This is a genomic window from Pantoea allii, from assembly GCF_002307475.1.
GTDB lineage: Bacteria > Pseudomonadota > Gammaproteobacteria > Enterobacterales > Enterobacteriaceae > Pantoea > Pantoea allii.
Window position 1 is genome coordinate 310,032 of the sequence record NZ_NTMH01000040.1, and the last position, 14,474, is coordinate 324,505.

Below are 14,474 nucleotides of genomic sequence, written 5' to 3' on the forward strand. Positions count from 1 at the left end.
TTGTGACCTGGAGCGAAACATTTGCTCCTGTTGCTGTAAAATAGCCAGCCTGCTTTCTTGGCTGCCCTAACGCATTCACCGTTAGTTTGCCCGGCAAAGGTTCTGAATCCTTCCTGCTCTGACCTGTATTCGGTTGATAGGGTCTGCTGTATGCAGACCTCACAGTCGCAATACAAATCAAGCGTATAACCGCCGACAACCATATCAACCCGCCTTATCCGCATTATCGAGCCTCTTAAACTCAATGACCCACACCCAAGGGTTAGCCTGCCAGCTGTCATCGCCATAGATGGATTGCCAGACATGATGGAAGTGCTCATGTGGCGTGGCGCTGTAGTGATATCCGGGTATTGAGTTATGTCCTCCAACGCAGCCCTCGGCAATAGCATCTCGCTCCGTCATGCTGTTTAGCCGCTCCACCCGAACGCCGGTAATCTCCAGCGTAATGCGGGAAGCCCATCGCGGCATGTGGATGGATGGCACCCATGTACCTTCGTAGTGCATGTTTTCGGTGTGAGGCTTCCAGAATGCATCGTCAGGGATAGACCATAGGCCATAATTGCCAGGGCGCTGCTCACAACTGGCGCGATAAATACGCGCCGCCTCTTGGCCTCCACCTTTGGCCAGATTGTTGTTCCAATCGATAGGGCAACCATCTTCGTTACCAAGAGTTGCGAATGTCTCACGCACCCACAGGCGATCACCTACTGCACCGAACGGGCAAACCAGCTCTTTACCATGCCCGTCTTCAAATCCAGATTTAACGAATACTGAGTTCCGAACACCGGCATGAGGTTGAATACGCATAGCCCGGCGCGTCTGAGTCTTCCTGCCGTCCAAAACTGCACGAACCATTTCGGCGTTTAGGAGGATTGGGTGCTCTTTCATTTGGCACCCGCCTTATCCGCAGTGTCATGGGTGCCGGAGCGTAGGCGGGCTTCGATACTGGCGCGCACCTCATCGGCATAATCGCGCTTAAACTCTTCTGGCGAGGCATTGGGCAGGAACTCCAGAGCACTCAATACCGCGCCTGAAATGTCGTGGGCTTGCTCCGGGGTATCATTGATGAAGCCGCACTCCCAGGCTGCCAAAATGCGGTTAGCTGCAAAGTGAATGCCTTCCGCCCGCACCGAGTTCAGGTAAGCATCGGTCGCTGGGGTTTCTGGCAAGCTCATCGCTGCTAATACTGCCCGGATAACTTCATTTTCATTATCAACCCACGTCCAGCTATTGCCTTCTTTAAAGTCGTGGTCAAACTCAACTGTATCTTCAAAGGCTGTGATTGCTTCTTCAGGGATTTCTGCAGGATTTAATGCTTTCTTCAGCGCCGCATTCTCCGCAGCCATTGAGTCCAGTTTCTGCTGCAACTCATTACCACGGACGATGGCGCAATCCAGACGAGTAGAAAGGGCAGAGACGAGCTTTGCAATTTCAGTAAGTGGAATATCAGCATCAAGCGCTTTAGCGAACTGATGGCCGGCTTCAACAAGCTCTTTGTTTGATTTATTCGATAACATGCTGGTGGCCCTCAGTGAAAAACGATGTTGCAGTTAAGGCGCTCAGCTTCGTTCTGCGCCTTGATAGGATTTTTGATAACGGTACCGTCAGGCATCAGCCAGCCATTGAGCAGATGGCTATAGGGCAGGGTGATACGGGCAACGGTGATAGGGTCGTCTGACTTTTCCATGAATACTCCACACACGATTTTTGTTTGCACTAATCCCTTGCCTTAGATGGCAATAAAACTTTTGGGGTTTAGTTAATTGGCTGCTGGGTTACTGCAACAACCCAGAGCCGGGCCTCCACACACTGGAAGGATGTTGTGACATGCCACAACGAAGAGAACACTCAGCGCCTCTGCGGCGCGGCCTTATGCGCCCGCCAAATGCTCTCATCGTTGTGCAAAAAAGTGCGGCTAAACCGGGTGAACATTACCTTCGCTCTCCTTATGGGATGAAAGCCCCGGAGTAACCGCCAAGTACGACACGCTCTCTTTCCTAAACTTTTGCTGATTTGCGAATCATCCCGATCTTCTTAAGCCTCGGGCGGCTACTTCGTGGGCGTCCTGCCTGTCCGCTACTGATGAAGTAACATTAAAACAAAATTGCATGATACGCAATTATAAAATGCGTAAATCGCAAATTTTGAGTGTGAAAAAAGACATCGCCTAGCGTGACGACATCTTCTTACTTTGAGGAGGGAAGGTTATGCGTGGCGCTTTATAGCTTGAGATTGGCTGATCATGACTTTACCAAAGACAAAAAACCTATGTTCATTTTCCCTGTCTATTTGCCATTCTCTGTATTGGGGGTTATCAGAAAGAACCAGTAACTTATCAGGCACAGACTGAAGTCTTTTTATGTGTATTTTTTCATCAAAACCAAACACATAAATTCCGTCACCATCAACGCTATGTACCGATACATCCACAAAAACTAAGTCGCCCGGCTCGATCGTCCCGGCCATACTATCACCGCGAACATTAATCATTTTTATCGAGGATGCGGGGCGTCCGCCAAAAATAGTCTTCGCGTGCTCGCTCACATATTCGATTGAATGAATTACATCTATGACATCACCCGATGCAAATGCACCAGGCCCAGCGCTGGCACTCACATCAAGGACTTCAACACGATACATAGTGTTTGGCTCCTGCTTTTGAATATTCCTACTGTCATTATATACAGTCGTTTCAGCAGTGCCAGTTGAAAAAAGCTCACTCACATCCACAGATAAAGCTTTGGCGATTTTGTTAATTGACTGTTCCGTAAATGATTTTTGTTTTCCCGTTTCAAGGCGTGAGATATTTGCACCGTCAACTCCAACGGCTTCAGCAAGCTCTTCGATTTTCATGCCGCGAGCTTTACGCAGGCTTCTAATTTTATTTCCTATATTCATAGGCCAATTACAAATCTCATTTGCAAAATACGCAAATTATCTTGCGCAAATTAATGCATTCTAATAATATGCGAATTACGCAATTAAGGAGGTAAAAATGCAAATCCCGCAAACGCCTTTGCGAGCCGTCCGGCTTGAGAATGGACTGACTTTAAGCCAGGTAGCAGTTGCAGTTCAGCTTGACGTAGGAAACCTGAGTCGAATTGAGAGAGGAATCCAAGTCGCATCTGTCGATGTAGCAGAAAGGCTAACTACCTATTTCAAAGGGAAAATCACTGAAATGCAGATTCTTTACCCTAAGAGATTCACAACGATATCCCGAGAAAACAAATAATTTAACTACCCAAGGAAAAGCAAAATGGTAGACACGATTAACCAGGCAGTACGCCAGATGTGCAAGGCACATAAGCACGGTCGCTTAGGCATGGCTGCTGATTTAGGCATGAGTATCGATCAGTTCCACAACCATCTCTACAAGAAGTGTGGCAGTCGCTTTTTCACCCTGGATGAGCTGATGCAAATGGAGGTTATGTCCGGCACCCATTGCGTAGCAGAGTTCATGGCCGTTCGTCACGGAATGCTGCTGGTGGACATCAAGGCCGCTGGCGAAATGGACAAGGTTGATTTGTTTGATACCCAACTGAAGGTGAAAGCCGCTGAGGGTGAGTTAGCAACAGCACAGCTTGCAGCTATGGCAGATGGCGTCATCGACCATCACGAAAGCAAAACCCTGTCAGCGCTGTTCCGTAAGAAAATCAGTCATCAGGTTCACGGTTTCTTTGGCCTTATCGCACTGTTTAGCGCAGGCACAGCGGATCACGCCGTGGACATGTTCGTATCAAGTGGGAGAAAGGCTGATGTTGCCGGTATGCAGTTCGAAGCGCAGGACATTTGAAATGAAAACAGATTTAGCAGGGGTCATAAAAGGTGAACGCCCCGGGTTGCAGCCTAGGGCGTTCGGTGCGAGTAAATCAACGTGTGTGGAGACTCATCGCATGAGCATTGTAAATCAGAAACCGTTGTCAGGGCAATTCCGCTGCCGTTATAAGGCTGGCGTTCCTGTCTATGAGCAAATCATATCCTCAGCAGGCAAGGCCCACAACTACCAGTGCGTGCCTCGTCTGGTAGTCGAATCAGCCTGGGCAGAGTTTTATCGTCGGCCCGTAGATGCCGGGGTGAATCATGGAAACTGAAGTCATTAAGCCATGGGTTGAGCGCTACACCGATCCGCGTGGAGTTTCAGTCACAACTGTCGGCGTTGATACGGTTAATCACCGTGTGATCTTCCGCCGTCCTGGTTATCCCCATGATTGCATGCTGCCGCGTGTGTTGTTCAGCCAGAAGTTCAGGAAGGTATCACCATGAGTTTACTGCTTAAGGTCAAGCCGCTTGTGGTGAGCCCTGAGCTTGCCAGCCGCATTGGCCTCAATGAAGCCATTGTGCTTCAACAGATTTGCTACTGGCTGGAAGACACCACATCTGGCGTCGAATATGACGGCAAACGTTGGGTTTATAACACCATTGAAGAGTGGACAGAGCAATTCCCGTTCTGGTCAGAAAAGACGGTAAAGAGGGCTTTAACTTCCTTAAAAAGCAGGGGGTTGATTTATGTTGAGCAGCTTAAAAAAACGCAGCATGACAGGACTAATTATTACGCGATTAACCACGCAAACCCTTTATTGACCGATGGGGACAAATTGACCCCATCGACAAGGTCAGTTTGTCCTGCTCGAAAAGGTCAATCTGTCCCCATGGATAAGGCCAACATGTCCCCATCCATCGGGTCAACTTGTCCCGATCTTACAGAGAATACAACAGAGAATACTACAGAGATTACAGGTAAAGACTCTTGTCAGGTTTCTGCGAAACCCGACAGTGATTGTTCCGAGGATGCTTTCCGTGTTCTTGAGCATCTTAATCGCGCCGCTGGATTGCGTTATCAGAAATCGAAATCGTCACTTGGTCCTATCCGTGGTCGTCTTAGTGAAGACTTCAGCGCTGATGAGCTGATCCTGACCGTGGATTACACCATTGCCAAGTGGTCTGAAGACCCGAAGATGAGCGAGTTCGTTCGGCCAGAAACCATTTTCCGTCCTGGAAAGTTTCCCGGTTATCTGAGTTCAGCACAAAAGTGGGACCGCGCCGGTCGCCCGCCATGCATCAACGGCAAGTGGATGCGTGACGTAACCGCTTTGCCACCAGTAGACAGCCAGACGCCTCCGGGCTTCCGTGGCGCTTAAGGGGGATTCATGGACAACGCCGAAATTATTCTTGAATGCCTCCGCACTCATGGCGGTATGAGCATGAAGCGCATCAGCGAAAAGACAGGCATTAAGTACGCAACAGCCCGCGATGCAGTTTTTCAGATGTGCGAGCAGCTCATCCTGATTCGCAATCAGAAGTGGCTCTTTACGGTAAACACCGCACCACGGCCTGAAGAGAACGGTGACTATCTCAAAGCCGTTCAGACAGCGAATGAGCTTGAGAGCAAGGGCCTGTGGCTTCGCGCCAGCCATAACTGGTTGAACGCCATGATGACAGCAACCTTCGAACACAACCGGCAGGTCGCAAAAGTCAAAAGCGACAAGTGCGCGGCCAGAGGCGCTATACGCTGCAGCAACTATAGCGGCATCAATAGTGGGAAAGTCAGCGATTACTGGCAGTGGGAGGTTCACAGATGAAACCAGCCCTTAAACGCCACTTTGAAGAACACGAATATTTCTACAGGTCATTGCCGGAAGTGCTGGTAATCATCCTGTTACTGATTATCTCTCTGGTTATGGAGTTACACACAGTATGACTAACTTATCTCAGGTTTATAAAGGCAAAGACGAAAAAGGCACCAACATCACTACCCGCAAAACCTATTTGCTGAGCGTTAATGAGCTTTACGTCGAGCCTGGCTACAACGTCCGCGAGATCGACCAAACCCACGTTGAAGAATTCCGTGATGCGTTTATCGCTGGTGAGCATGTGCCGCCGCTTGCCGTTCAGGTCACCGAGCAGGGCATCAAGGTTATCGACGGTCATCACCGTTACTTCGGTGCAAAGCTGGCTCAGGAAGCTGGTCACGAGCTGCGCCTTGAGTGCAAAGACTTCGTTGGCAGTGAAGCAGACCGCATCGCCTTCATGGTGACAAGCAGCCAGGGCAGAGCATTACTTCCGCTTGAACGTGCCGCTGCCTATCAGCGCCTGGTCAATCAGGGCTGGGAACCTGCAGAGATAGCGAAGAAGGTTAAGCGCTCGGTCACTGACGTTGAACAGCACCTGCAGCTTCTGACTGTTGGCGATGGGCTGATTGATATGGTCAGGTCTGGCGAAGTAGCAGCGACCACTGCATTAGCCCTTCAGCGTGAGCATGGTGCAAAGGCTTCCAGCGTTGCACAACAGCAGATGGAAAAGGCCAAAGCCGCGGGCAAAAAGAAACTGACCAAAAGCGCCGCGATGCCAAAGTTTAACGCAGAGAAGGCACGCCGATTGGTCGAGTTACTATGCGATGCGCAGTCGGGAGATGATGAAGACGGCCTGACAGCGCTGTATCACAATTCCAGATATACCGATGAGATCATGTCTATCCTGGCGGAATACCGTGAAGGCATCCCCGGCGCTGAAAAAACTTCGGAACCAGAGCTGGTGCAGGAGCAGCAGGGCGGCGAAGAGTTACCGCTTAAGCGTGTTGATATTCTTGAGCATAGCGGCGTTGAGACGATGGCCTGCGTTGTGGCTGCGTTCGGCATGAAGCACGAATACAGCTTCAGTGAGTCAAAATACGCGCACGTGTGGGCCTCAGATTCAGTTGAAAGCCCAGAGATGTTGGTTGTTCCGCCTGAAACCGTCCAGAAGGCAAAGCGACTCATTCAGGAGCACCATGACGATCTTGAATTAAAACTTTGGGTTGCTGAAAAGTTTGAGGGGCCTGATGAAGAGAGCTTCCGATTCCGCCGCTTCCATTCAGTGCTGGTTGAAACCCGCCTTGTTAAACCCTGCACCGTTGGTGAGTTCATTGAGCTGGTGGAGCAGACAGACCCGAACTGCTGGGAAAACGTCCGCCTGTTGCGTGGAGCCGTCAAAGAGCTTTTAGGCGAAGAGGGTACTGCTGCATGAAATTAACCCTGCCATTTCCACCAAGCGTTAACGGTTACTGGCGGGCTACGAATACGGGTATGAAAATTAGCGCCTCCGGGCGCTCTTTTCGTTCCAACGCAATCGCAGCCATCCTTACGCAGCTCAAGCGCCGCCCTCAGCCCATTACAGTGAACGTGGAAGTTTCCGTGTTGCTGTACCCGCCAGACAAGCGCAATCGCGACCTGGATAACTACCAGAAAGCGCTGTTCGACAGCCTTACGCATGCTGGCGTATGGGTGGATGACAGGCAGATAAAGCGATTCACTGTAGAGTGGGGAGAGCAGGTTAAACAGGGCAAAGCAGAGGTGACTATCAGCCCGTTCAACTTTGGGAGAAATGAATTTAAATAGCGGTTATAGTGCAAATACCGGGGATATGTTGCAGATGCCTCTGGTAAAGGTTGGTCCCGTTCACTTGCAGGTGATGGGGCGGGGCCGTTTAAAAATAATGCGTGTAAAGTGTGTGGAGAGTTCAAAATGCTAAATCAATCAGCGGGCGCTAATGCGCCTGTAGTCAGTGCCATTCAAGCCCCAATCATGACCAGCCGTGAGATTGCCGACCTTACAGGCAAAGAACACAAGAATGTCACTGTTGATATTCGCCGTATGCTAGATGACCTGGGGGAAGATGCGCTGAAATTTCAGCGTATCTATTTTGATACCATGAACCGCCAGCAGACTGAGTATCACCTCGACCGTGAGCATACCGAATGCCTCATCACCGGTTACAGTGCCATTCTCCGCATGAAAGTGATTAAGCGGCTGCATGAGTTAGAGCAAAGCCAGCCAGCTAAAATCCCGCAGACCTTTGCTGAGGCACTTCGCCTGGCCGCCGAAATGGAAGAGGAGAAGGAGCGCCTGCAGCTACAGCTTACCGAAGCCGCGCCAAAGGTCGCTTTCGTGGATCGTTACGTCACGGCTACTGGTTCAATGACATTCCGTCAGGTAGCAAAACTTCTTGAGGCCAAAGAGCCAGAGCTTCGTCTGTTCCTGCTTGATAGCCGGATCATGTACCGACTCAATGGTGTCATGACCCCCTATAGCCAGCACATCGAAGCCGGTCGGTTTGAAGTCAGAACCGGCACCACTACCGATTCAAATTATGCCTTCAGTCAGTCACGCTTCACTGCCAAAGGCGTTCAGTGGATTGGCGGGCTGTGGACGGCTCACAAAGCGGAAAGGGGTGATGAGTGAGAGCACTGCTAACGCCTGAGGTTGCTCCGCGCACAGGGATAGTGCTGCTCAAGCCTGGCTCAGACTTGATGGGGATGTTTCGTGGCCGCGTTCTGGTGAGCACGCCTACACCGGATATGGCTGACCTTCCATCAGGCAGGATCAATGACGGCACACAGCCGCTACTTGACGAGCCATCCCTTACCCCGTTCTTCAGCCATGATCGCGTTATAGCTGCCGCTGGTGGACCTAATGGCCTGGCTGGGTTCGTTCGTAGCTTTGGCTGCTGCCAGTGGCATGACGATGCAACATGGCATCACCATGAATACACGCTTCACGAAACTGAATCCGGCCTGGTTTCATTGTGCTACAGCCACGATAATCAGTTCAGGGAGCATGGCACACCCGGCAAGTTGGACAACATCGCTAAAGGAAACACAGCGCTGTGGATAATCAGGATGGTTTGCAGCCAACTCGGTTTGCATGGGGAGCATCAGCTTACTCTGCCCGAGCTGTGCTGGTGGGCCTCACTGAATGACCTTATCGACCTGATACCTGAAGCACCGGCACGACGTGTTTTGCGTATGCCAGTAAAGATTATCTCAGGTGAGCTTAAAGAATCGCATATTGCTCCAGAAAGCCAGCCTCAACAGGTTATTCAGAGGGCCGCTGAGCAGGTCAAAAAGATAATCACTCTCGTCGCTGACCCTGAATCGCCTGAGTCATTCATGAGGCGGCCTAAGCGTAAGCGCTGGGAGAGCCAGAAATACACACAGTGGGTTAAGGCGCAGAAATGTGCATGCTGCGCTAATCAGGCAGATGATCCGCATCACATCATTGGACACGGTCAGGGAGGTATGGGAACAAAGGCACATGATTTATTCGTGATTCCGCTTTGCAGGGCGCATCACGACGAGTTACACCGCGACCCAAAACTTTTTGAGTCGAATTACGGCAGTCAGATCGAACTGTTATTCCGGTTTCTTGATCACGCTATTGCAGTTGGCGTTATTGGGACAGATAAAAAATAAAGTGTGTGGAGGAGATTTAATATGCGTGACATTCAACTGGTATTAGAGCGTTGGGGTGGCTGGGCTGCATGTGAGGGTACTCAGGTGGGCTGGAATCCAACAAGCCCCATGTTTATTACACTGCTGCCAAAGAGCACCAGTAGCCGTCCTTCGTGCTGTGACAATGACGGCATGATTATTGATACCGCTGTGGGAATGCTCAAAAAGGTTGGTCGCCTGGATGAACTGGATTTGATTATGGCGCACTACCGTTATGACGTTTCCAAATCGACGATTGCCCGATGGCTTAAATGCTCAGAGGGGAAAGTGCGTCAAAAGTTGATGATCGCAGAGACGTTTATTGATGCCTGCATACTGATGACAGATGCCCGGCTTGAGATGGATGAATCGACTCAGAAAACTATTTTTCAAAAAACCGCTTAATCTGCTTTTCGTTACGAATTTCTCTGTGTAATCTGTTAAGAGTGGTAACAACGCATAGCTTCTTAAATTAGAAACCTCGCCAACTGGCGGGGTTTTTTCATTTCCACACAATACCAAAGGCACTGAGCGCAGACGGTTAAACCGCTCTGTCCAGGACTGCAAACCTGTAGCGCCTTTCATATTGTGATATTCACAGCAAGATTAACCCTGTTGCCGACGGGCAAAGAAACTATCGCGGAATGCGTCAGGGATTTATGATGGATGGATTACGAAAGAATACGTTTTTAGCTTATTGAAAAGTAATGACTTACTCTTAGTTTACTAAACTTTAGTATAGCTATAGTTGCACTTAAGGTTAGTTGTTCTGGTTGGGGTAAAGCATTAGTTTTGCTGAATGATTCCTTGATGGCTCTTAAGTGAAGATTCGAGGCTCTGTCTAGAAAAAAAGTCCCCAACTTCACCATCCTGCGAAGATATCTGAAGTTGGAGATGCTAAGTAGCGAACACAGGGAAAATCCAATACCAACATATCGGATTGGTTAGATAAAATAAACAGTTTGGAAACATTTAAGCTCACATATGTGAGCTTTTTTTGTGCCCGATCAAAATCCAAGAGGTCGCCATCGTGCGGCCTTTTTTCGTTTTTGCGCTCGCCAATCAGCAACCACTTACCCTTTGACGCAGTGGCGATGCGCAATCTTTTAAACCCCACACAGCACCGACCGTAATAGCGGAGGTGAGCATGAGTATCGATATGAGCAAACTTGCAACTGGCGTTGCTTATGGCGCTTCTGCTGGAACAGTGGCTAACGGGTTGCTCACCCGGCTTAGCCCTGATGAGTGGAGTGCTGTAGGAGTGATATCAGGCATCGTGGTTGCAATTCTGACCTTTGCCATAAACGTCTACTTCAAAAGAAAAGTTTCTCTGGCCCAAATCAAAGCCCTTGAGCAACGCGGTTACATCCCGTCAGAAAAACTTGGGGAGGAATAAGCATGGCTATATCAGGCAGTCTGCGTAATAAGCTGATAGCCGCTGCTGGTGGCGGTGCCATGTTAATCGCGACAGTTTTTATTGGCGGTAAAGACGGTGTTGAAGGGCGGGTATACGAGCCTTACAAGGATGTTGCTGGCGTCTGGACAGTCTGTGATGGTCATACGGGCTCAGACATCATTAAGAACAAGCGCTATACGGACAGGGAATGTGATCGTCTGCTTATTCGTGACCTTAAGCCTGTAGAAAAGGCTGTGAATGAGATGGTTAAAGTGCCTCTCAATGATTACCAGCAGGCGGCGCTTTACAGTTTCACTTACAACGTAGGCATTTCAGCGTTTTCAAAATCAACGCTACTCAAAAAGATGAACGCGGGCGATCAGGTTGGTGCCTGCGAAGAGTTGCGCCGATGGGTTTATGCGGGCGGGATGAAATGGCGCGGGTTGATGAACCGCCGCGATATGGAGCGCTCGATGTGCCTGGCGGACGGTCCTGATGATATCTAAGACAGCCATAGCTTTAATTGTCCTGCTTGTGATTGCGTTACTGACAGCCTCTGGCACGGCTTTTTATTATCGCGGCAATGCCATTGATTTTAAATCGCAGCGGGATAAGGCCTCCGGCGAACTAAAGTTGGCAAATGCCACGATTAATGACATGCAGGTGCGTCAGCGAGACGTTGCTGCCCTCGATGCGAAATATACCAAGGAGTTAGATGATGCGAACGCTGAAAATGACAGGCTTCGCGCTAAGCTGGCTGCTGGTGGCCGGGTGCGGGTCACAGGCGAATGTAAACCGCAATCCACCACCTCCGGCAGCATGGGCAATGCAGGAACCGTCGAACTCTCTCCAGTTGCTGGATCAAACGTTCTCAGTATCCGAGCCGGAATTATCAGCGACCAGTCAAAAGTAAGATATCTGCAGAGGTACATCTTAGAGCAGTGCCGATAGCGTTCGGTGACAGCTTAAACCTCAATCCAGAGCTATACGGCATTGTGCCCAAGGAATTATAGATAGAGCTGCTATTCGGAAAATTGAAAATTAGCCAGTTATCAAACTGGCTATTAAAAACTAGTAGCGCCGTTCTCTTCTAATCAAGCCCGAGCCTGAAGAAGTTGCTTTTTCTTCGTTATCCAATTGCTCAAGATGATCAAGTCCGCTTGCTGTAATGCGGATGGTGGGCAAGTCTAAGTGCCATGGGTAATTAGTTTCATAGGGAGTGAACTTAATGTCCCCAACAATGTAGCCATAATCATTCAGATAAACTAAGTAACCAGTAAGTTCGAGATGATCTCCGATAGACTCATCTAACTTTTCCCAGTCAGAAAGAGGTGAGGGGAACACATCTGCAAGGGCTGTCAAAACTAATAACTTTTTTTTATCTTCAATTTTCATTTTTTATGTCCCGGAGGTTAAGTCAAAATTGACATCAGGGATTATACCATTAAGAACAATTTGATGTTGGCTTCCAAGATTCCAATCATTACAAGTGAAAAAATGAGTGAGGCTAAACAGTAGGACGGAAGCACAGTTAAAGGCTACCGAACTTTATCGCATGGTGAAGTTGGCAAGATGAATCAGTTTAAAGAACTGAGCCGCCAGTTTATCTCCCTGATGCGCGAGCATGGTAGCGATCTCAGCCAGCTTCCACGTGATGACTATCCTTACGATGCATACGAATGGTGCCGTGAAGCGGAAGCCGCAATGAAGAAAGCATGTATGTATGCCTGTCGTGCTGTTGCTCGTCCTGATTCAGATTGCTGAGTATTTAAAAAAGGCGCTCAAAAGATGCGCCCGATGAGGAAATTAGATGTCAAGGCTGAGTAAATATTGATACACGTCTTCCTCTTTAAGCCCGGTTACGTTTGCCAGTCCTTTGCTGAGTTCTTCAAGTGTCATTCCAACAGGTGACTGACCTGATGAGGCTCGCGCAAAGTAGATGCCATTCTCTTTACCAATGTCGTAAAAGATACCGGCGATTTCGACTCTAACCATTAGTCTTCTCCTGAAATTGTTTTATCAACCACCTATCGCCCCATAAATAACCGGCCTATCGACCGGTTATATATATTTAACGCTTACTATCAGGGGTGCGCTTTACCGGCTCCCATGTTGCGCCGGGTTTGCTGGTTGGTGGAGCTGTGTGATTGTCAGGAATAGTAGTGTAGTTATCGGTTTTACCTCCACGAGGGCCAATCTGTTGGTATACACCGCCATCTTTACCACTGTTCTGACCAGGCTTTAAAGACATAAAACCCCCTTAAGGGAATTGCCACAAGATTGAGGCCATAAGATTTTATTAATGAAATCTTATATTTCAAATTGAAATAAATTCATACATTAAGTAATCAATATAAATCAGGTGATTGGATGAAAGTGTGCATTGATGGCGTTGAGTACGCGCCCATAACTGAACGCGTATCGAATATTGGCATCGCCGTCAGCACACACAACCGACATGACGTTTTATCCCGCGCCCTCGAGCATCAGCTTAAGTTTCTTCCTGCTGGTGCGCTGGTGGTTGTTATTGATGACGGTTCTAACATTCCGGTAACTGTTCCCTCTGGCGTCAGAGTTATTCGACGTGACGTGTCACGCGGCATCGTGGCATCAAAGAACGCCAGCCTTAAGGCGCTGATGGATGCGGGCTGCGAGCATTTATTTTTGTGGGATGACGATGCTCACCCTGTAGCTGGTGGTTGGGAACTGCCCTATATCGATTCACCTGAGCCGCATCTTGCCTATCAGTTTCAGGACTTAGCGACAGGTCAGAAGCTTAACGACATAGCCGTGTTATACCGCGACGATAAGCACGTTGCCTATACGGGGCAGCGCGGCGTGATGCTTTACTACCATCGCAGCGTGATTGAAAAGGTAGGTGGGTTTGACCCCATCTATCAGCGCGGCATGTATGAGCATTCAGATTTAGCGTTACGCATTCACAATGCCGGGCTCACGTCATGGGCGTTCGCTGATGTAGTTGGTTCGGAAAAGTTAATTTACTCGCTTGATGAGCATCAGGCTGTTGAGCGTTCTGTACCAAAGCCAGACCGTGAAGCTCAGGTTAAGCGCAATGTGACTATCCACAATGAGCGCCGTAATAGCGGCTACACCGGATATGCTGAGTACCGCGATAAACGCAATGTCGTCATCACCACGTTACTGACTAGCCAGCCGGACCCACAGCGCGGAACAAAGATAACACCTTCACATGACCTGCTGGCTAAGTGGGCGGCATCGCTCAGTGGTTGTGGCCGCATCGTACTGGCTGATGAGTTGGACACTGTTCCGGCTGATACGGAGTTATTTCGTGTGCCTGATGTGAAGATGAATGTCTATTTCCGGCGCTGGCTGCATATCTGGCAGCACTTACGCGATCACCCTGAATATCACTTTGTCTGGTGTACCGATGGCACTGATGTAGAAATGCTTCAGCAGCCATGGCAGGAAATGGAAGAGGGCAAGATTTACGTTGGCTCTGAACCCAAGACTTACGCCGACACATGGGCTAAGCAGAATCATCCCGAAGCTATCTGTCAGGCATTCATTGATGAGCATCGCAATGATGTGATGTTAAACGCTGGACTGCTTGGTGGTACCCGCGATGATGTGATGGCAATAGCGCATGGCATTGTCCGGCTGTATTACCACATCGAATCGTTGCGGTTCTGGGGCAAAGAGCACTCAGCGGCATCCGTTGGCGATATGATCGCTTTCGGCATAGTCGCTCATCGATACACTGACAGGCTTGTGACTGGCCCGCGCGTGCATACCGTGTTTAAATCTGAAGGTGTGGGTAAGGATTATGCCTGGTGGCGGCACAAGTAGAGGTTC

The 14,474-nt window shown here is 49.3% G+C and carries 21 protein-coding genes and 1 pseudogene; 15 read left to right on the top strand and 7 right to left on the bottom strand.

Annotated elements, in window-relative coordinates:
- Positions 1-204: 204 nt before the first annotated feature.
- The 4 genes from CMR03_RS18490 to CMR03_RS18505 all read right to left on the bottom strand — a co-directional run bounded on the left by CMR03_RS18490 (position 205) and on the right by CMR03_RS18505 (position 2,898).
- Positions 205-888, bottom strand: coding sequence for an ASCH domain-containing protein (locus CMR03_RS18490; RefSeq protein ID WP_096012265.1), 684 nt, complete (start codon positions 886-888; stop codon positions 205-207).
- Positions 885-1,517, bottom strand: coding sequence for a hypothetical protein (locus CMR03_RS18495; RefSeq protein WP_096012266.1), 633 nt, complete (start codon positions 1,515-1,517; stop codon positions 885-887). Before CMR03_RS18495 ends, CMR03_RS18490 begins: the two co-directional genes overlap by 4 nt.
- 11 nt (positions 1,518-1,528) lie before the next feature.
- Positions 1,529-1,687, bottom strand: a complete 159-nt coding sequence (locus CMR03_RS18500; protein ID WP_096012267.1) for a DUF1317 family protein — start codon at positions 1,685-1,687, stop codon at positions 1,529-1,531.
- A gap of 518 nt (positions 1,688-2,205) precedes the next feature.
- On the bottom strand, positions 2,206-2,898 hold the full coding sequence (locus tag CMR03_RS18505; RefSeq protein WP_096012268.1) for an XRE family transcriptional regulator: 693 nt from the start codon (positions 2,896-2,898) through the stop codon (positions 2,206-2,208).
- Between the two features lie 97 nt (positions 2,899-2,995).
- On the opposite strand from CMR03_RS18505, the gene CMR03_RS18510 reads away from it, so the two are divergent.
- The 13 genes from CMR03_RS18510 to CMR03_RS18580 all read left to right on the top strand — a co-directional run bounded on the left by CMR03_RS18510 (position 2,996) and on the right by CMR03_RS18580 (position 11,591).
- Complete coding sequence (locus CMR03_RS18510) at positions 2,996-3,232, top strand: helix-turn-helix domain-containing protein (protein WP_096012269.1); 237 nt, start codon at positions 2,996-2,998, stop codon at positions 3,230-3,232.
- Positions 3,233-3,256: 24 nt separating this feature from the next.
- Positions 3,257-3,793, top strand: a complete 537-nt coding sequence (locus CMR03_RS18515) for a YmfL family putative regulatory protein (RefSeq protein WP_096012270.1) — start codon at positions 3,257-3,259, stop codon at positions 3,791-3,793.
- 287 nt (positions 3,794-4,080) lie between these two features.
- Positions 4,081-4,263, top strand: coding sequence for a DUF4222 domain-containing protein (locus CMR03_RS18525; RefSeq protein WP_096012271.1), 183 nt, complete (start codon positions 4,081-4,083; stop codon positions 4,261-4,263).
- Entirely contained in the window at positions 4,260-5,138 is an 879-nt protein-coding gene (locus tag CMR03_RS18530; RefSeq protein ID WP_096012272.1) for a conserved phage C-terminal domain-containing protein, read from the top strand. Before CMR03_RS18525 ends, CMR03_RS18530 begins: the two co-directional genes overlap by 4 nt.
- Before the next feature lie 9 nt (positions 5,139-5,147).
- Positions 5,148-5,579: a PerC family transcriptional regulator gene (locus tag CMR03_RS18535; protein WP_096012273.1), complete on the top strand. Its 432-nt coding sequence runs from the start codon at positions 5,148-5,150 to the stop codon at positions 5,577-5,579.
- 115 nt (positions 5,580-5,694) lie between these two features.
- Positions 5,695-7,002 carry a ParB/RepB/Spo0J family partition protein gene (locus tag CMR03_RS18540; RefSeq protein WP_096012274.1) on the top strand — a complete coding sequence of 436 codons (1,308 nt, stop codon included), beginning with the start codon at positions 5,695-5,697 and terminating at the stop codon, positions 7,000-7,002.
- Positions 6,999-7,373, top strand: a complete 375-nt coding sequence (locus tag CMR03_RS18545; protein ID WP_096012275.1) for a RusA family crossover junction endodeoxyribonuclease — start codon at positions 6,999-7,001, stop codon at positions 7,371-7,373. The genes CMR03_RS18540 and CMR03_RS18545 overlap by 4 nt, the downstream gene beginning before the upstream one ends.
- Positions 7,374-7,499: 126 nt before the next feature.
- A complete protein-coding gene (locus CMR03_RS18550) occupies positions 7,500-8,216 on the top strand; it encodes a phage antirepressor KilAC domain-containing protein (RefSeq protein ID WP_096012276.1) in 717 nt (238 codons plus the stop codon).
- Positions 8,213-9,226: a DUF968 domain-containing protein gene (locus CMR03_RS18555; protein WP_096012277.1), complete on the top strand. Its 1,014-nt coding sequence runs from the start codon at positions 8,213-8,215 to the stop codon at positions 9,224-9,226. Before CMR03_RS18550 ends, CMR03_RS18555 begins: the two co-directional genes overlap by 4 nt.
- A 21-nt stretch (positions 9,227-9,247) precedes the next feature.
- Positions 9,248-9,649 carry an antiterminator Q family protein gene (locus CMR03_RS18560; protein ID WP_096012278.1) on the top strand — a complete coding sequence of 134 codons (402 nt, stop codon included), beginning with the start codon at positions 9,248-9,250 and terminating at the stop codon, positions 9,647-9,649.
- A gap of 742 nt (positions 9,650-10,391) precedes the next feature.
- Positions 10,392-10,640 (top strand): class II holin family protein, encoded by a 249-nt coding sequence (locus CMR03_RS18570; protein WP_033774448.1) that lies wholly within the window; start codon positions 10,392-10,394, stop codon positions 10,638-10,640.
- 2 nt (positions 10,641-10,642) lie between these two features.
- Positions 10,643-11,146 (top strand): lysozyme, encoded by a 504-nt coding sequence (locus CMR03_RS18575; protein ID WP_058707567.1) that lies wholly within the window; start codon positions 10,643-10,645, stop codon positions 11,144-11,146.
- Positions 11,136-11,591, top strand: coding sequence for a lysis protein (locus tag CMR03_RS18580; RefSeq protein WP_096012280.1), 456 nt, complete (start codon positions 11,136-11,138; stop codon positions 11,589-11,591). The genes CMR03_RS18575 and CMR03_RS18580 overlap by 11 nt, the downstream gene beginning before the upstream one ends.
- A 120-nt stretch (positions 11,592-11,711) precedes the next feature.
- Here CMR03_RS18580 and CMR03_RS18585 read toward each other — a convergent pair whose 3' ends face one another.
- Entirely contained in the window at positions 11,712-12,035 is a 324-nt protein-coding gene (locus tag CMR03_RS18585; RefSeq protein WP_096012281.1) for a hypothetical protein, read from the bottom strand.
- Positions 12,036-12,137: 102 nt separating this feature from the next.
- Here CMR03_RS18585 and CMR03_RS18590 point away from each other — a divergent pair.
- Positions 12,138-12,404, top strand: a pseudogene (locus tag CMR03_RS18590) (Acb2/Tad1 domain-containing protein).
- A 42-nt stretch (positions 12,405-12,446) separates the two neighbouring features.
- Here CMR03_RS18590 and CMR03_RS18595 read toward each other — a convergent pair.
- The gene (locus tag CMR03_RS18595; RefSeq protein WP_096012282.1) at positions 12,447-12,635 is read right to left on the bottom strand and encodes a hypothetical protein; all 189 of its coding nucleotides are present in this window, start codon (positions 12,633-12,635) and stop codon (positions 12,447-12,449) included.
- A 76-nt stretch (positions 12,636-12,711) separates the two neighbouring features.
- Complete coding sequence (locus CMR03_RS25640) at positions 12,712-12,891, bottom strand: hypothetical protein (RefSeq protein WP_096012283.1); 180 nt, start codon at positions 12,889-12,891, stop codon at positions 12,712-12,714.
- A gap of 119 nt (positions 12,892-13,010) precedes the next feature.
- On the opposite strand from CMR03_RS25640, the gene CMR03_RS18605 reads away from it, so the two are divergent.
- The gene (locus CMR03_RS18605; protein ID WP_096012284.1) at positions 13,011-14,468 is read left to right on the top strand and encodes a glycosyltransferase family 2 protein; all 1,458 of its coding nucleotides are present in this window, start codon (positions 13,011-13,013) and stop codon (positions 14,466-14,468) included.
- Positions 14,469-14,474: the final 6 nt, after the last annotated feature.